At 51.1% G+C, this 14,032-nt stretch carries 14 protein-coding genes; 13 read left to right on the top strand and 1 reads right to left on the bottom strand.

Annotated features, from left to right (window positions below):
• Nucleotides 1–99 precede the first annotated feature (99 nt).
• The 10 genes from A4G20_00340 to A4G20_00295 all read left to right on the top strand — a co-directional run bounded on the left by A4G20_00340 (nt 100) and on the right by A4G20_00295 (nt 10,681).
• The gene (locus tag A4G20_00340) at nt 100–549 is read left to right on the top strand and encodes an RNA polymerase-binding protein DksA (GenBank protein ID QIW14935.1); all 450 of its coding nucleotides are present in this window, start codon (nt 100–102) and stop codon (nt 547–549) included.
• An 88-nt stretch (nt 550–637) separates the two neighbouring features.
• Nucleotides 638–2,125, top strand: a complete 1,488-nt coding sequence (locus A4G20_00335) for a poly(A) polymerase (GenBank protein ID QIW14934.1) — start codon at nt 638–640, stop codon at nt 2,123–2,125.
• 108 nt (nt 2,126–2,233) lie between these two features.
• Entirely contained in the window at nt 2,234–2,704 is a 471-nt protein-coding gene (locus tag A4G20_00330; GenBank protein ID QIW14933.1) for a 2-amino-4-hydroxy-6-hydroxymethyldihydropteridine diphosphokinase, read from the top strand.
• Between the two features lie 14 nt (nt 2,705–2,718).
• Complete coding sequence (locus tag A4G20_00325) at nt 2,719–6,162, top strand: transcription-repair coupling factor (GenBank protein QIW14932.1); 3,444 nt, start codon at nt 2,719–2,721, stop codon at nt 6,160–6,162.
• 82 nt (nt 6,163–6,244) lie between these two features.
• The gene (locus tag A4G20_00320) at nt 6,245–6,571 is read left to right on the top strand and encodes a hypothetical protein (protein QIW14931.1); all 327 of its coding nucleotides are present in this window, start codon (nt 6,245–6,247) and stop codon (nt 6,569–6,571) included.
• Nucleotides 6,568–6,891: a hypothetical protein gene (locus A4G20_00315; GenBank protein QIW14930.1), complete on the top strand. Its 324-nt coding sequence runs from the start codon at nt 6,568–6,570 to the stop codon at nt 6,889–6,891. The genes A4G20_00320 and A4G20_00315 overlap by 4 nt, the downstream gene beginning before the upstream one ends.
• Nucleotides 6,892–7,246: 355 nt before the next feature.
• Nucleotides 7,247–7,816: a hypothetical protein gene (locus A4G20_00310; protein ID QIW14929.1), complete on the top strand. Its 570-nt coding sequence runs from the start codon at nt 7,247–7,249 to the stop codon at nt 7,814–7,816.
• A complete protein-coding gene (locus tag A4G20_00305) occupies nt 7,813–8,745 on the top strand; it encodes a hypothetical protein (GenBank protein QIW14928.1) in 933 nt (310 codons plus the stop codon). The genes A4G20_00310 and A4G20_00305 overlap by 4 nt, the downstream gene beginning before the upstream one ends.
• On the top strand, nt 8,732–9,472 hold the full coding sequence (locus tag A4G20_00300) for a lactam utilization protein LamB (GenBank protein ID QIW14927.1): 741 nt from the start codon (nt 8,732–8,734) through the stop codon (nt 9,470–9,472). Before A4G20_00305 ends, A4G20_00300 begins: the two co-directional genes overlap by 14 nt.
• Nucleotides 9,473–9,493: 21 nt before the next feature.
• Nucleotides 9,494–10,681 (top strand): hypothetical protein, encoded by a 1,188-nt coding sequence (locus A4G20_00295; GenBank protein QIW14926.1) that lies wholly within the window; start codon nt 9,494–9,496, stop codon nt 10,679–10,681.
• An 80-nt stretch (nt 10,682–10,761) separates the two neighbouring features.
• On the opposite strand, the gene A4G20_00290 is transcribed toward A4G20_00295, so the two are convergent.
• On the bottom strand, nt 10,762–12,489 hold the full coding sequence (locus A4G20_00290; protein QIW14925.1) for an arginine--tRNA ligase: 1,728 nt from the start codon (nt 12,487–12,489) through the stop codon (nt 10,762–10,764).
• A 34-nt stretch (nt 12,490–12,523) separates the two neighbouring features.
• On the opposite strand from A4G20_00290, the gene A4G20_00285 reads away from it, so the two are divergent.
• From A4G20_00285 to A4G20_00275, 3 genes are read left to right on the top strand one after another with little or no spacing between them, the layout of a single operon-like run.
• Nucleotides 12,524–13,108, top strand: coding sequence for a metalloprotein (locus tag A4G20_00285; GenBank protein ID QIW14924.1), 585 nt, complete (start codon nt 12,524–12,526; stop codon nt 13,106–13,108).
• A gap of 17 nt (nt 13,109–13,125) precedes the next feature.
• Nucleotides 13,126–13,590, top strand: a complete 465-nt coding sequence (locus tag A4G20_00280; protein ID QIW14923.1) for a hypothetical protein — start codon at nt 13,126–13,128, stop codon at nt 13,588–13,590.
• 25 nt (nt 13,591–13,615) lie between these two features.
• Entirely contained in the window at nt 13,616–13,906 is a 291-nt protein-coding gene (locus A4G20_00275) for a deoxyribose-phosphate aldolase (GenBank protein QIW14922.1), read from the top strand.
• Nucleotides 13,907–14,032: the final 126 nt, after the last annotated feature.

Raw genomic sequence — 14,032 nt, 5'->3', positions numbered from 1 at the left:
AAGTTTTGTTATTTATAGCCGCCTTTTAAAATCCCCTCCCAAACGTGTTGCTGTTTAACCGTCTTTTAAGGGAGTAACAACAATAATCAGGAGTGATTTATGACTAAAGTGGCGCAACCCACTTCTTTAAGCTTATTGGCCATTGCTGGCGTGACCCCTTACCAACTTGGTAAGGATCAGGACTATATGGATGACGACCAAATCGAGCACTTCCGTAAAATTCTCAAGGCCTGGCATGCGCAAATTATGGAAGAAGCAGAACGCACCAAAAGTCAGATGCAAGAAGATGTGACCAACTTTGCAGACCCAGCCGACCGTGCCACCCAAGAGGAAGAATTCAGCCTTGAGCTACGCAACCGTGACCGTGAACGCAAGCTCTTAAAGAAAATTGAGCAAACCCTCATCAAGCTGGATTCAGGCGACTATGGCTACTGCGATGCCTGCGGGATTGAAATTGGCCTGCGCCGCTTAGAAGCCCGCCCAACGGCAGATTTGTGTATCGACTGCAAGACCTTAGCCGAAATTCGTGAAAAACAAATGGGCGGTTAAGCTCACAACCCAACCCAAGGCGGTGCGTGAAAACGCACCCTTTTCTTTAGATAATGTCTTGAAATGAGGTAAGACTATTTTTAACTACATCAAGTCCTTCTTCTCGAATAAGAAAAAAACCAAGCAAGCCGAGCAAGAAGTTGTGCAAAAAAAACGCCCTGCGCCCCCGCTTGCAGAGCCAAGCCCGCCTGCCCGTAAAAAGGCCAAGCCCGCCGCCAAGGCTTCCAAGGCTGATGTCTCCCAAAAACAAACCATCAAGGCCAGCCGCTTTGGCATCAGCAACAAGGACTTCCCCAATAACGCCCTGTCCATTGTCACCAAGTTACATCGCAACGGCTATGAGGCCTATATTGTGGGTGGCTGTGTGCGGGATTTGCTCTTGGGCAAGAAACCTAAAGATTTTGACATCGCCACCAATGCAAGGCCTGAGGAAATCAAGAAGGTGTTTGGGCGTAACTGTCGCCTGATTGGCCGCCGTTTCCGCCTAGCCCATGTGGTGTTTGGGCGGGAAGTCTATGAAGTAGCCACCTTCCGAGCCGGCCACAGCAAGCAGTTGGGCGAGCATATTTCTCGCACCAGCGATGAAGGTATGCTCCTGCGGGACAACGTGTACGGCAGCCTGCAAGACGATGCCGAACGCCGAGATTTCAGCGTTAATGCCCTCTATTACGACACTCAACAGGGCAATATTTTAGATTTCTACCAGGGCATTGAGGATCTGAAGGCCAGCAAGCTCCGCCTGATTGGCGATCCAACCGTCCGCTATCAGGAAGATCCTGTGCGGATGCTGCGGGCCATTCGCTTTATGGCCAAGCTGGATATGTTCTTGGACAAGCCGACCGAGGCCCCCATTCGTGAACTGGCCCCACTTCTGGGCAATATTCCGCCTGCTCGTCTCTTTGATGAGTCGCTCAAACTCTTGCAAGCTGGCCAGGGCCTGAAAACCTACCAGCTCCTGCGGGAATACGGCCTCTTTGACCAGCTCTTTCCTGTCCTGTCAGCCTTCTTCACTGAAAAGGGCGATTCCTATGCCGAGCGGATGCTAGACAAGGCCCTTAGCTCGACCGATGATCGAATTCGGGACAACCTGCGGGTCAATCCCGCCTTCTTGTTTGCCGCCCTGCTTTGGTATCCGCTACGGGAAAAAATTGATGAGCTGAAAAATGAAGGTGGGCTAAACAGCTACGATGCCCTGATGCTGGCCGCTAACGATATTTTGGCCGAAAGCAACCGAGCGGTGGCCCTCCACCGCCGCCATACGGCTGTGATTCGGGACATCTGGCAGCTCCAGTTCCAAATGACCAAACGCACCGGCAAGCGCCCGCTGCAAACCCTGGCCCATGTGAAATTCCGTGCAGGTTTTGACCTCTTGGTCATGCGGGCAGAAATTGAGGGCGGCGACCTGGTTGAACTCAGCGCCTGGTGGCATGAATTCCAGTTTAGCAACGAAGCCCAGCGGGAAGAGATGCTCAAAAACGTGCATAACCTGCCCAATGCTCGAGGTGAAGCAGCCAAGAAGAAAAAGCCCAAACGCAAGCCTTATCGGCGGAAGAAGAAAGTTCAAGAAGAGGCCTAGGCCTTGAATTGATGGCGCCAGCCTCCAGGCTGGTGCCTTTACATTAGTTATCAGCACCAGCCTGGAGGCTGGCGCTATCCTTGTTTGGTTAATTTAAAAGGAAGCACCATGCCAACCGTCTATATCGCCCTCGGCTCCAACCTTGAAAACCCGCTGGAGCAAGTTCAACAAGCGGGCCAAAAACTCTCAAAATTTGCAAATTTCGCCCTCAGCCCCATTTACGGCAGCAAGCCGCTGGGGCCACAAGACCAGCCTGACTATGTCAATGCCGTGGCCAAGTTTGATACTGATTTAGCTCCTCTTGAGCTGCTGGATTTCCTCCAAGCCATCGAAAACGAGCAGGGCCGGGTTCGCCTGCACCGCTGGGGGGAGCGCACGCTGGACTTGGACATTTTACTCTATGGCGATCAGCAAATTGCGAGCGACCGCCTAACCGTCCCTCATTACGATATGCACAACCGAGAATTTGTGATTGTGCCGCTTTATGATCTGGCCCCACAACTCATCTTGCCAAAGGGCACCGCCTTGGCTGATTTGTACAGCCAGTTTGCCAACCACACCATGCAAAAAATCGCTTAATTTTATCCGCTTGTATGACACTTCAACTCACACTCCCAAGAACCGACACCACCTTCCAAGATCATCAAACCCTGGGCAACTTGCTGGGCCATTCTGACACCCTGGCCATCAGCCAGGCTGCCAGCGAATTTGCGGGCCTAACCCTGGTCATTACGCCCGACACTCGCACCGCCCTACGGCTGGAAAAGGCCTTGCCGCAATTCACGAGTCTGCCTGTGCAGCTCTTCCCTGACTGGGAAACTCTGCCTTATGACAGCTTTTCGCCCCATCAGGATATTATCTCGGCTCGCTTGTCCGCCCTTTTCCAACTGCAACAGGGGCGGAAGCAGATTTTCCTTTTGCCCATCAATACCCTCTTGCAAAAGGTCTGTCCGCCTAGCTACCTGCAACACAATGTGCTGCTGATTAAAAGGGGCGACCGCTTTTCAATTGAGAGCCTGCGTTTACGCCTAGAGGCGGCCGGTTATCGGGCGGTGGAGCAGGTCTTGGAATATGGCGAATTTGCCGTACGGGGAGCCTTGTTGGATCTCTATCCTATGGGAAGCAGCCTGCCCTTCCGCTTGGACTTTTTCGATGATGAAATCGACACCATCCGCACCTTTGATGTGGACAGCCAACGCACGCTGGAAAGCATTGATGAAATTAACCTTCTGCCTGCCCACGAGTTCCCCACAGACGACAAGGGGATTGAGCTTTTCCGCACTCAATTTCGGGAGAACTTTGGCGAGATCCGCCGGGAGCCTGAGCATATTTATCAACAGGTCAGTAAGGGGCTGTTGAACGCTGGGATTGAATACTGGCAGCCGCTCTTTTTCACCCAAATGGCCAGCATTTTTGACTACTTGGCCGACCAAAGCCTCTTGATAACCTACAGCGATATTCAAGCCAAGGCAGAAGTTTTCCACAAGGACACCCAACGCCGTTATGAAAGCCGGCGGGTTGATCCTATGCGGCCTTTGCTTGAACCTAGTCAGCTCTGGTTTAGTATGGAGGAAGTCAATCAGCGACTCAAAAACTACCCTCGTTTGACCTTAACCACAGAAAAAGTCCGCAAGTCGGCGGCCAAAGCCAACGCCAATATTGAAGCCTTGCCCGAACTGGCCATCAACTCCAGCCTTAAAGAACCGCTCCAAGCCCTGCAAAGTTTTCGTCAGGCCTTTAAGGGCAAGCTGATCTTTTCGGTGGAAACCGAGGGGCGGCGGGAAACCCTGCTTGAGCTACTGGCTCCAATCGGCATAAAACCAAAACAAATCAAGGCCTTAGATCAGGCGGAAAATGAGTTTAATCTCCTGATCAGCCAGTTAGATCAGGGCTTTATTCTGGATACAAGCGGGTCAAAAATCGCCATTATTTGCGAAACCGATCTCTTGGGCGAGAAGCTCCAACCCCACCGCACGGCGGCCAAAAACCGCAAGACGGTCAATCCTGACACCCTGATTCGCAACTTGGCCGAGCTGAAAATCGGCCAAGCCGTGGTGCATTTGGACAACGGCGTGGGGCGTTATGGCGGCCTGATTACCCTGGATGCAGGTGGCATTCCAGCCGAATATCTGGTGCTCAACTACGCTAATGATGCCAAGCTCTATGTGCCGGTGGCTTCTCTTCATCTGATCAGCCGCTATATTGGCGGAGCTGATGAAACCGCTCCGCTGCATAAGTTGGGCAGCGAGGCCTGGGCTAAGTCTCGTCAAAAGGCGGTGGAGAAGATCCGTGATGTGGCGGCCGAACTGCTGGATGTCTATGCCAAACGGGAAGCCCAAAAGGGCTTTGCCTTCGACTACGAGCGTGAGGCCTACCTGCAATTCAGTCAAACCTTCCCTTATGAAGAAACGGACGACCAAAAAATGGCCATTAATGCGGTTATCAGCGATATGTGCCAGCCCAAGGCCATGGATAGATTGGTCTGCGGTGATGTGGGCTTCGGCAAAACCGAAGTGGCCATGCGGGCTACCTTCTTGGCGGTCATGAACCAGAAACAGGTGGCTATTCTGGCCCCGACCACCCTCTTGGCTCAACAGCACTATGAAAACTTCAAGGATCGCTTCGCCAATTTCCCCATTAACGTGGAGGTGCTCTCTCGCTTTAAAACGGCTAAGGAACAGAAGGTTACCCTGCAAGCCGTGGCAGAAGGCAGGGTGGATATTCTGGTTGGTACCCATAAACTCCTGCAAGATGATGTGATTTTCAAGGACTTGGGCCTGCTGGTGATTGATGAAGAGCACCGTTTCGGCGTTCGTCAAAAAGAGCGGATCAAGCAACTGCGAGCCAATGTGGATATTCTGACCCTGACCGCCACGCCCATTCCTCGAACGCTCAATATGGCGCTTAACGGTATGCGGGATCTGTCCATTATCGCCACAGCCCCTGCCAGACGACTGACCATCAAAACCTTTGTCCGCCAGACCGATGAACAGGTGGTGCGGGAGGCCATTATGCGGGAAATTATGCGGGGCGGCCAGGTTTACTACCTGCATAACGATGTCGCCACCATTGAAAACACCGCCCAAAAACTGGCGGAGCTAGTGCCGGAAGCCCGGATTGTGATTGGCCACGGCCAAATGCGGGAACGGGAGTTGGAGCGGGTCATGAGCGATTTCTACCACCAACGCTTCAATCTCTTGGTCTGCACCACTATCATTGAAACCGGGATTGACGTACCAACCGCCAACACCATCATTATTGACCGAGCCGACAAGTTCGGCCTGGCCCAGCTTCACCAGTTGCGGGGCCGGGTAGGGCGTTCCCACCACCAGGCCTACGCCTATTTGCTGACCCCGCCGCCTAAAACCCTGACAAAAGATGCTCAACAGCGGCTGGAAGCCTTGAGTTCTATTGATAATTTAGGGGCTGGCTTTATGCTGGCCACCCACGACTTAGAAATCCGTGGGGCAGGTGAACTTTTAGGCAGTGAACAGAGCGGCCAAATTGAATCCATCGGCTTCTCTCTCTATATGGACTTGTTGGAAAGTGCCGTCTCCGCCCTCAAAGAGGGGCGTGAACCGACCCTAGACGAAATCACCCAAAGCCAGGCCGACATCGAACTACGCGTGCCAGCCCTTCTACCAGAGGACTATGTGCCCGATGTCAATATCCGCCTCTCCTTCTACAAGCGAATTGCTAGCTCTGAAACGGCAGAAGCCCTCAAAGATCTGAAGATCGAGCTCATCGATCGCTTCGGCCTGCTGCCAGAAGCCACCAAAAACCTCTTCGCCCTCACCCAAATGCGGCAAATGGCCAAACCGCTGGGGCTGAAGAAAATCGATGCCGGTATCCATGGTGGCTACTTGGAATTTAAACCCACCGCCCAGCCTGATCCGCTCAAATTCCTGGCCCTGATAAAGGAAAACCCAGCCGTCTATCGCTTTGACGGCATGCAAAAATTCCGCTTTAGCCTACCGCTTGTGGAAAGTGGGGAAAGGTTGAGGTTTGTGGAGGAGTTGGTGGCTAAGTTAAGTTAGGTGAAATTTAGTATTCATTCCTGCTTTACTGGCTGTATCTAATTAGATACAATTTGACTTATTTTAAGCCCCGAGATAACCAATGAATAAAACACCCATAAACGATATCGAAATGACAGAAAGCTTTGCAAAATGGCTGCTTGCTTTAAAAGATAAAATTGGGGCGGCGGCAATTAAGGCAAGAATTAAACGAGCCGAAAATGGAAATTTTGGCGATCATAAGCTTTTGCCTGATACTGGTGGGGTTTATGAAATGAGGATCGATAAAGGAAAGGGATATCGGGTTTACTATGGGCAAATCGGACAATATCTTTATTTGCTGACCAATGGTGGAGATAAGTCTTCTCAGCAGGTAGATATTGAAAAAGCCAAAATTATCTTGGCACATTTAAAGGAGCAGAAAAAATGAGCTATCTCCCAACAGAACAAGATTTAACAACCCAAAAATTTGATGTGGTTGAATTTCTGCAAACAGAAGAAGAAATGCAATTCTACTTAGCAGAAATGCTTGAAGAAGGAACGCCAGATGAGATTATTCAAGCACTTAATGATATTGCTAGGGCTAGAGGTATTGCTCAGCTTGCAAAAGACACTGGACTAGGGCGAGAAAGCTTATATAAAACGCTTTCACAAGGCAGTAAACCACGGTTTGAAACCATTTTAAGTATTATACGAGCCTTGGGAATGCAATTATCCACAGTTCCGAAACAAGAAGTCAGAATAGCTTAAATATTGAAGTTCTACCCATAATGTTAGCCACTAGGTTATAGTCAATACTCTCGATAGCGCCAGCCTCTAGGCTGGTGCTTGTTTTCAATTCTCGGCACCAGCCTGGAGGTTAGCGCCATCAAAGCCTAATTATCCATCCCCGTTGTCCTCAAAAAAATCTGCCAACCAGATCACATTTTCCAACAAAAAATCCCCTCAAAACGCATTAAAAATTGACAAAGCTGACATAACCCTTTAAAAACAAGTCTTTAACATCTTTGCTACAAAGAGGCCCTATGTTAGTCATTCAGCATACCAGTGAACATTCCCTATTATGTAGCCTGCCCCGCCTGCGGAACTTGAGAAGCAGCAACGTTTGTGGCTGGCAGCAGACCTGGCCGGCCAGCTTCCTCATGTGCAGGAAGTGGTGGTGGGTATGAATAACTTCACGCTCTTTACCTCTCCTTTTGCCGATTTTACGGCCCTGATCCCGCACGTTCAACAACTTTGGGAGCAGGTCCAGGCCAGTCAGCAAGAGCGGCAGGGGCGTTTGATTGAAATCCCTGTCCACTATGGTGGGGAGTTTGGTGAAGACTTGCATTTTGTCGCCAACTTCCACAAAACCACGCCTGAGGAAATTATCCGCCGCCATACCGAACCGCTCTATACGGTCTTTATGATGGGCTTCCAGCCTGGCTTTCCTTACTTGGGCGGCCTGCCTGATAACCTGCACACTCCCCGCCGTGATGTGCCCCGCACCAAGGTGCCGGCTGGGTCGGTTGGGATTGGGGGTAGCCAGACGGGGATCTATCCCTTCACCTCCCCAGGTGGCTGGCAGCTCTTAGGTCGGAGCGAAATCGCCCTCTTTGATGTGAACCAAAACCCGCCCGTCCTCCTACAAGCGGGGGATAATGTTCGATTTGTTGCAGACAAGGTGAGCCTATGATCTATTTAAAACATGTACAGGCCTTCGCCCACATTCAGGACTTGGGCCGTTTTGGCTATCGGGGCATGGGGGTTGGCCATGCAGGAGCCATGGATAGCTTGGCCCTGCAAGCCGGCAACCTCTTGTTGGGCAATGAGCCTGGCTGCCCGGCCATTGAAATTACGCTGGGTGGGCTCAGCCTGTCCTTTGACTGCGACACGCCTTTTTGCCTAACAGGCGCCCTTTATGAGGCAGAACTAGACGGCCAGCCTGTCTTCCCCTACTGGCGTTACACGGCCAAGGCCCGCCAGACCTTAACCCTCAAGCGGCCTGTGGTGGGCAACTATGGTTACTTGTGTGTAGCGGGGGGCTTTTTAGTGCCTGCGGTCTTGGGTTCTAAAAGCACCGACATCAAGGCTGGCTTTGGGGGGCTTAAGGGCCGCTTGCTCAAGGCTGGCGATGTGCTGCCAACTGCCCTGCGGGATGTGAATTTAAGCCGGCTGGGCATTGCCCCGATTGGCTTTTCTAGCAAGATTCGCCTGCTGGCTTCCTCTGAATACGAGGCCTTTAGCCCAGCCAGCCAGGCCCTTTTGGAAGAACAGCCTTGGACATTGGGCAACAACAGCAACCGCATGGGCTACCGCCTCCAGGGTTTGCAAAAATTAAGCCTAAACCAACCGCTTGAAATGCTCTCCCATGCCGTTTCTTTTGGCACCATCCAAGTGCCGCCAGACGGCCAGCCCATTGTGCTTATGGCCGATACCCAAACCACGGGCGGCTACCCCAAAATTGGCTGCGTGATTACAGCCGACCTAGGCCACCTGGCCCAAACCCCTTTTGGGGGCGAGGTTGGCTTTGAAAAAGTCAGCTTGGAAGAGGCCAGAGCGGCCCTCAAGAAAAATGAAGATTACCTTAACCAGATTAGGAGTGTTGTTGATGAAGCACGTTGATTTGAATGTTGATTTAGCCGAGGGCTGTGGCAATGATGAGAGCCTGCTCCGCCTGGTGACCTCAGCCAATGTAGCCTGTGGCCTGCATGCAGGCGACCATAAGGAAATGCTCAATGCCCTGCGTTGGGCCAAGCAAAATGGCGTACGGGTGGGGGCGCATCCAAGTTTTCCAGACCGTGAAAACTTCGGCCGCACTAATATGAACCTGCCGGCTGAAGAGCTCAAAGCCTGCCTGCTCTATCAATTAGGGGCCATTGCTGCCCTCTGTGAAGCCGAGGGCGTCAAGCTGGCCTATGTAAAACCCCACGGCGCCCTTTACAACCAAGCCGCCAAGGATCCTGCTCTGGCCCTGCTTATCGCCCAAACCATCAAGGGCTTTAACCCTGACCTCAAACTTATGGGCCTGGCCGGCAGCCTTATGCTGACGGTAGCGGCCGATCAGGGCCTGGGCATTATTTCCGAGGTCTTTGCCGACCGTCATTATCTGGCCGATGGATCACTGGTGCCCCGCACTCGGGACGATGCCCTGGTCGAAAATGATGATGAGGCCATCAGCCAGGTGCTGCAAATGGTCTTAGAAGGCACAGTGCCTACGGTAGATGGCGGCAATGTAGCCGTTCAGGCCGACAGCATTTGCCTGCATGGCGATGGTGCCCACGCCCTTGAATTCGCTGAAAAAATCAACCAAGCCCTGACTGCACACGGCGTGCAGGTGACGGCCCAATAATCATAAAAAAGGAAGTAATCTATGGCAAACAACAACCGCAACGCCCTCCTAGGGGCCGCCTTTCTCATGGCCACCTCGGCCATCGGCCCGGGCTTTTTAACCCAAACGGCCACCTTCACCCAAACCCTCTTGGCCAGCTTTGGCTTTGTGATCCTGCTCTCCATCCTCCTGGACATCGGGGCCCAGCTCAATATCTGGCGGATTATCGCCGTCTCGGAGAAAAAGGCCCAGGACATCGCCAACCTAGTGCTACCTGGGGCAGGCTATTTCCTGGCAGCCCTCATTGTGATGGGGGGGCTGGCCTTTAACATCGGTAACGTGGGCGGGGCAGGCTTGGGCCTGAATATCCTGACCGGCCTTTCGCCTGAAATGGGAGCCCTAATTAGTGGGGCCATCGCCGTGGGCGTTTTCCTCGTCAAAGAAGCCGGCAAGGCCATGGATAAGTTCGCCCAAATCATGGGCTTTGTGATGATTGCCCTGACCATCTATGTGGCCGTCCAAGCCAACCCGCCGCTGGCTGATGCGGCTCTTCATTCCTTTGTGCCTGAAAAATTAGACGTGATTGCCATCGTGACCCTGGTGGGCGGAACTGTGGGGGGATATATCACCTTTGCCGGTGCCCACCGTTTACTTGATGCCGGCATCAAGGGCAAGGACTCACTTAAAGAGGTCAGCAAGAGCTCTATTTCAGCCATCTTGATCGCCTCCATCATGCGGGTCGTCCTCTTCTTGGCCGTGCTGGGCGTGGTTTCCCAAGGCGTGGCCTTAGACCCGAAAAATCCAGCCGCTACCCCATTTGAATATGTGGCCGGCAATCTGGGGCTCATGATTTTCGGTGTGGTAATTTGGGCGGCTTCCATCACCTCGGTAATTGGTGCAGCCTACACCTCCGTGTCCTTTATTTCCAGCTTCTCGCCCAAAATTGAAGCCCGTAAGAACTACTGGATCATCGCCTTTATCGTGATCTCGACCGCAGTGCTGACCACAGTCGGCCGCCCGGCCCAGGTGCTGGTTTTTGTAGGGACGCTCAACGGCCTCATCCTACCGATTTCCCTAGGCCTCATCCTGCTTGCTGCCCACAAGGCCAAAATCGTTGGCGACTACAAGCACCCGAAATGGATGACCTTCTGTGGCTTGATTGTAGTGGTCTTGATGGCCGTACTGAGTGCTATGACCTTAAGCAAATACATTGGCGGCTTGTTTGGCTAATTGAAATTTGCAAAAAAACCTAAAAAAATCCCCGCTTGTAGAGCCTACAGGCGGGGTTTTTCGTAGGGGCGATTTACAAACTACATCTTCTCAACCGTCTTAATGCCCAGCAATTCCAAGCCTTGCTTCAAGGTCTTGGCCGTCAAGGCTGCCAACTGTAAGCGGCTTTGCTTCACTTCTTCTTCGGCATTTAAAATCGGGCAGGCTTCGTAGAAGCTGGAGAAAATCCCAGCCAGTTCATAGAGATATTGACACAAAATATGTGGCATACCATCACGAGCCACACTGGTTACGGCTTCTTCAAACTGTAGGAGCTTAACGGCTAATGCCCGCTCTTTATCTTCATTTAAGACGATTTCACCTGTCAGTGTGGCAGGGTCGATCCCAGCCCGGCTAAAGATGGAACGAATGCGGGTGTAGGCATACTGCATATAAGGGGCGGTGTTGCCTTCAAAGGAAAGCATATTGTCCCAGTCAAAGACATAGTCAGTCGTACGGTTTTTGGACAGATCTGAATACTTGACCGATCCAACCGCCACAGCTTCCACCACGCTTGCCAATTCGTCTGCCGATAAGTCAGGGTTCTTCTCGCTGATTAGCTTGCTGGCACGCTCAACGGCTTCATCCAGCAAGTCGGCCAGTTTAATCGTGCCGCCTGTACGGGTTTTAAACGGCTTGCCGTCCTTGCCCAACATCATACCGAAATTGTGGTGCTCAAGGCTGAAACTGTCTGGCACATAGCCTGCCTTACGGGTGATGAGCCAGGCCTGTTGCATGTGCTGGCTTTGGCGGGTGTCGGAGAAGACCAGGGCACGATCCGCTCCTAATGTATGGCAGCGGTATTTGGCAGCGGCGATGTCGGTGGTGGTGTAGAGAAAACCGCCGTCTTTTTTCTGCACGATTACCCCCATCGGGTCGCCGTCCTTGTTCTTAAATTCGTCCAAATATACCACTAAGGCACCATCATCTTCTACTGCTAAACCTTGGGCTTTGAGATCTGCCACGATTTCAGGCAGCATCGGGTTATAAAGGCTCTCGCCCATCACGTCTTTTTCGGTCAAGGTTACGTTGAGACGGTCGTAGTTTTCTTGGTTGTGCTGCATGGTGATGTCCACCAGCTTTTTCCACATGGTGCGGCAGTATTCATCACCGCCTTGGAGTTTGACCACATAGTTACGGGCTTTTTCAGCGAAGGCTTCGTCGCTGTCGTAATGTTCCTTGGCTGCACGGTAGAAGGCTTCCAAATCGCTTAATTCCATGGCGGTGGCGTTTTCGTTTTCCATTTTTTCCAGGTAGGCGATGAGCATACCGAACTGGGTTCCCCAGTCGCCCACATGGTTGGCACGGATAACCTTATTGCCCAAAAACTCCAAGGCCCGCACCACCGCATCACCGATGATGGTTGAACGCAAATGCCCCACGTGCATTTCTTTGGCCACGTTTGGCGATGAGTAGTCGATGACCACAGTTTGGCTGCCATCGGTTGCCACGCCTAGGCTCTGGCTATTTAAGGCAGCTTGGGTCTGTTGAGCCAAGAAATCTTTGGCCAGAAAGATATTGATAAAGCCCGGGCCTGCGATTTCGGTTTTTTCTGCCATATTTGCAAGATCTGCCTTATCCAGCACCGCTTGAGCGAACTCTCGTGGGTTCAGCCCTAACTTTTTGGCGGCGCCCATAATACCGTTGGCCTGATAGTCGCCAAATTGCGGCTTGCCCGATTGACGAACAGCAGGTTCGACGTTTTGGTCTGCCCCTGCTAAAATCATTGCTTCTTTAATCTTGTCAGATAGAATGTGTTGAATATTCACGATGTAACCTTTTAATCAATCAAAAATGTCGCTAATGATACTAAAAAATGCAAAATTTTACGAGGATCTCACCGCTTGTTTTGGTGATTTAAGCCAATTTGAGGGCAAAATCAGGGAATTAGCCCAGGTGGCGCGGATTGACTTGAGCCAGTTTGAGATTGACCACCTGGCCGTTAGAATGAATGATGAGCAAACTGCCCAGGCCTGGCAGAGCCTCTTATTGCAAGGGGCCAGCCTGCTTAAAGAAAGCCAAGTAAACGGCCGCCCTATTGGTTTGTTTAGCCTGCATCAGCCGCTGGTTTTTTTGGGGCAAGAGGTTTCGATAATTGAACTTCCTTTTCCTAAAGGCAAAATCTATAATGAGCAGGGCTGGGAGCATATTGAGATTGTTTTCCCTATGTTAGACCAGGAAAGCATTGAGCAGTGGACGGCGCGCACGCTGGCTCATTTTAATTTGCAGGCTAAGCCTTTGAAAATAAAGGTAAGTCAGGTTAAGGTGGAAGGTGAAAGACTGCCTAATCCTAGCATTGCCATTAGCCTGGGAACTAATTTGAATTCGGTTTGTCTGAAGCTGCATCCTTATCCTATCCAAACAATTATCCGCTCAGAGATGGTCTGAGTTTTTATGGAGTATTTATGAAAAAATTAAGTTTAGCCCTTGCCCTTGTGGCCAGTTTAGGCGTAGTGGGTTGTGCCAATACGGACGTTTATAGCGGCAGTGTGTACACAGGCAATCAAGCCAAAGAAGCCCGTTCCATCAGCTATGGCACCATTTTATCGGTGCGTGATGTTAAAATCCAGGCTGACAGCCCAGGGGTAATCGGTACTGTGGGAGGTGGTGTGCTAGGCGGCATTGCAGGCTCAGGTATTGGCGGCGGCTCTGGCCAGGCCATTGCAACAGCGGTTGGTGCTATTGCGGGTTCTGTACTCGGCAACACGGTTGAACAAAAAGCCAGCCAGGTTTCTTCGCTTGAAATGGTGATCCGCAAGGATGATGGCAAAGAAATTGTCGTCGTTCAGAAAAAAGAAGATGGATTTGTAGCCGGAAAACGTGTTAGAATTGTAGGGTCTGCGTCAGACTTAAATGTCTCTCTCCTATAATTTTGATTTTTGAAGGAATTTTATGATGAAAAAACTATCACTTGTTGTTCTAATGAGTATGGTTATGGCAGCTTGTACTGCTAATGTTTATAACAAACAAGGCAATGCACAAGTTGTAACAAGCAAAGCAATTGGTCAAACGAAAGAAGGCAAAGAAGTTGTTGAGCTTCTCGTGCGTAAAGACAATGGTGAAGAAGTTGTGATGACCCGTGAATACGATGCCCATGTAACTGTTGGCTCACGCATCCACGTTTCTGAAAAATATGATCACCAAGATCCAGATTTGATTTCAATTCGTCGCTACGAATTCAAATAATCTCTTTTGACAAGAAAAACCCTGCATAGCAGGGTTTTTTGTTGCATCATTCTCCATTTTTTTATTCATCTCTCTTCTTATTCTGTCTTGCTCATCGCATTATAAGTATCTTTAAGTTTACATTTG

The sequence above is a fragment of the Pasteurellaceae bacterium RH1A genome, from assembly GCA_012221805.1.
Classification (GTDB): domain Bacteria; phylum Pseudomonadota; class Gammaproteobacteria; order Enterobacterales; family Pasteurellaceae; genus RH1A.
The sequence above is the reverse complement of the archived record's forward strand: the minus strand, read 5'-3'. Positions and strand labels throughout refer to the sequence as shown.

Excerpts from the sequence above, each read along its gene's own strand:
- A4G20_00340 (QIW14935.1), top strand. The coding sequence starts at position 100 with ATGACTAAAGTGGCGCAACCCACTTCTTTAAGCTTATTGGCCATTGCT.
- A4G20_00330 (QIW14933.1), top strand. The coding sequence starts at position 2,234 with ATGCCAACCGTCTATATCGCCCTCGGCTCCAACCTTGAAAACCCGCTG.
- A4G20_00325 (QIW14932.1), top strand. The coding sequence starts at position 2,719 with ATGACACTTCAACTCACACTCCCAAGAACCGACACCACCTTCCAAGAT.
- A4G20_00320 (QIW14931.1), top strand. The coding sequence starts at position 6,245 with ATGAATAAAACACCCATAAACGATATCGAAATGACAGAAAGCTTTGCA.
- A4G20_00315 (QIW14930.1), top strand. The coding sequence starts at position 6,568 with ATGAGCTATCTCCCAACAGAACAAGATTTAACAACCCAAAAATTTGAT.
- A4G20_00305 (QIW14928.1), top strand. The coding sequence starts at position 7,813 with ATGATCTATTTAAAACATGTACAGGCCTTCGCCCACATTCAGGACTTG.
- A4G20_00300 (QIW14927.1), top strand. The coding sequence starts at position 8,732 with ATGAAGCACGTTGATTTGAATGTTGATTTAGCCGAGGGCTGTGGCAAT.
- A4G20_00295 (QIW14926.1), top strand. The coding sequence starts at position 9,494 with ATGGCAAACAACAACCGCAACGCCCTCCTAGGGGCCGCCTTTCTCATG.
- A4G20_00285 (QIW14924.1), top strand. The coding sequence starts at position 12,524 with ATGATACTAAAAAATGCAAAATTTTACGAGGATCTCACCGCTTGTTTT.
- A4G20_00280 (QIW14923.1), top strand. The coding sequence starts at position 13,126 with ATGAAAAAATTAAGTTTAGCCCTTGCCCTTGTGGCCAGTTTAGGCGTA.
- A4G20_00275 (QIW14922.1), top strand. The coding sequence starts at position 13,616 with ATGAAAAAACTATCACTTGTTGTTCTAATGAGTATGGTTATGGCAGCT.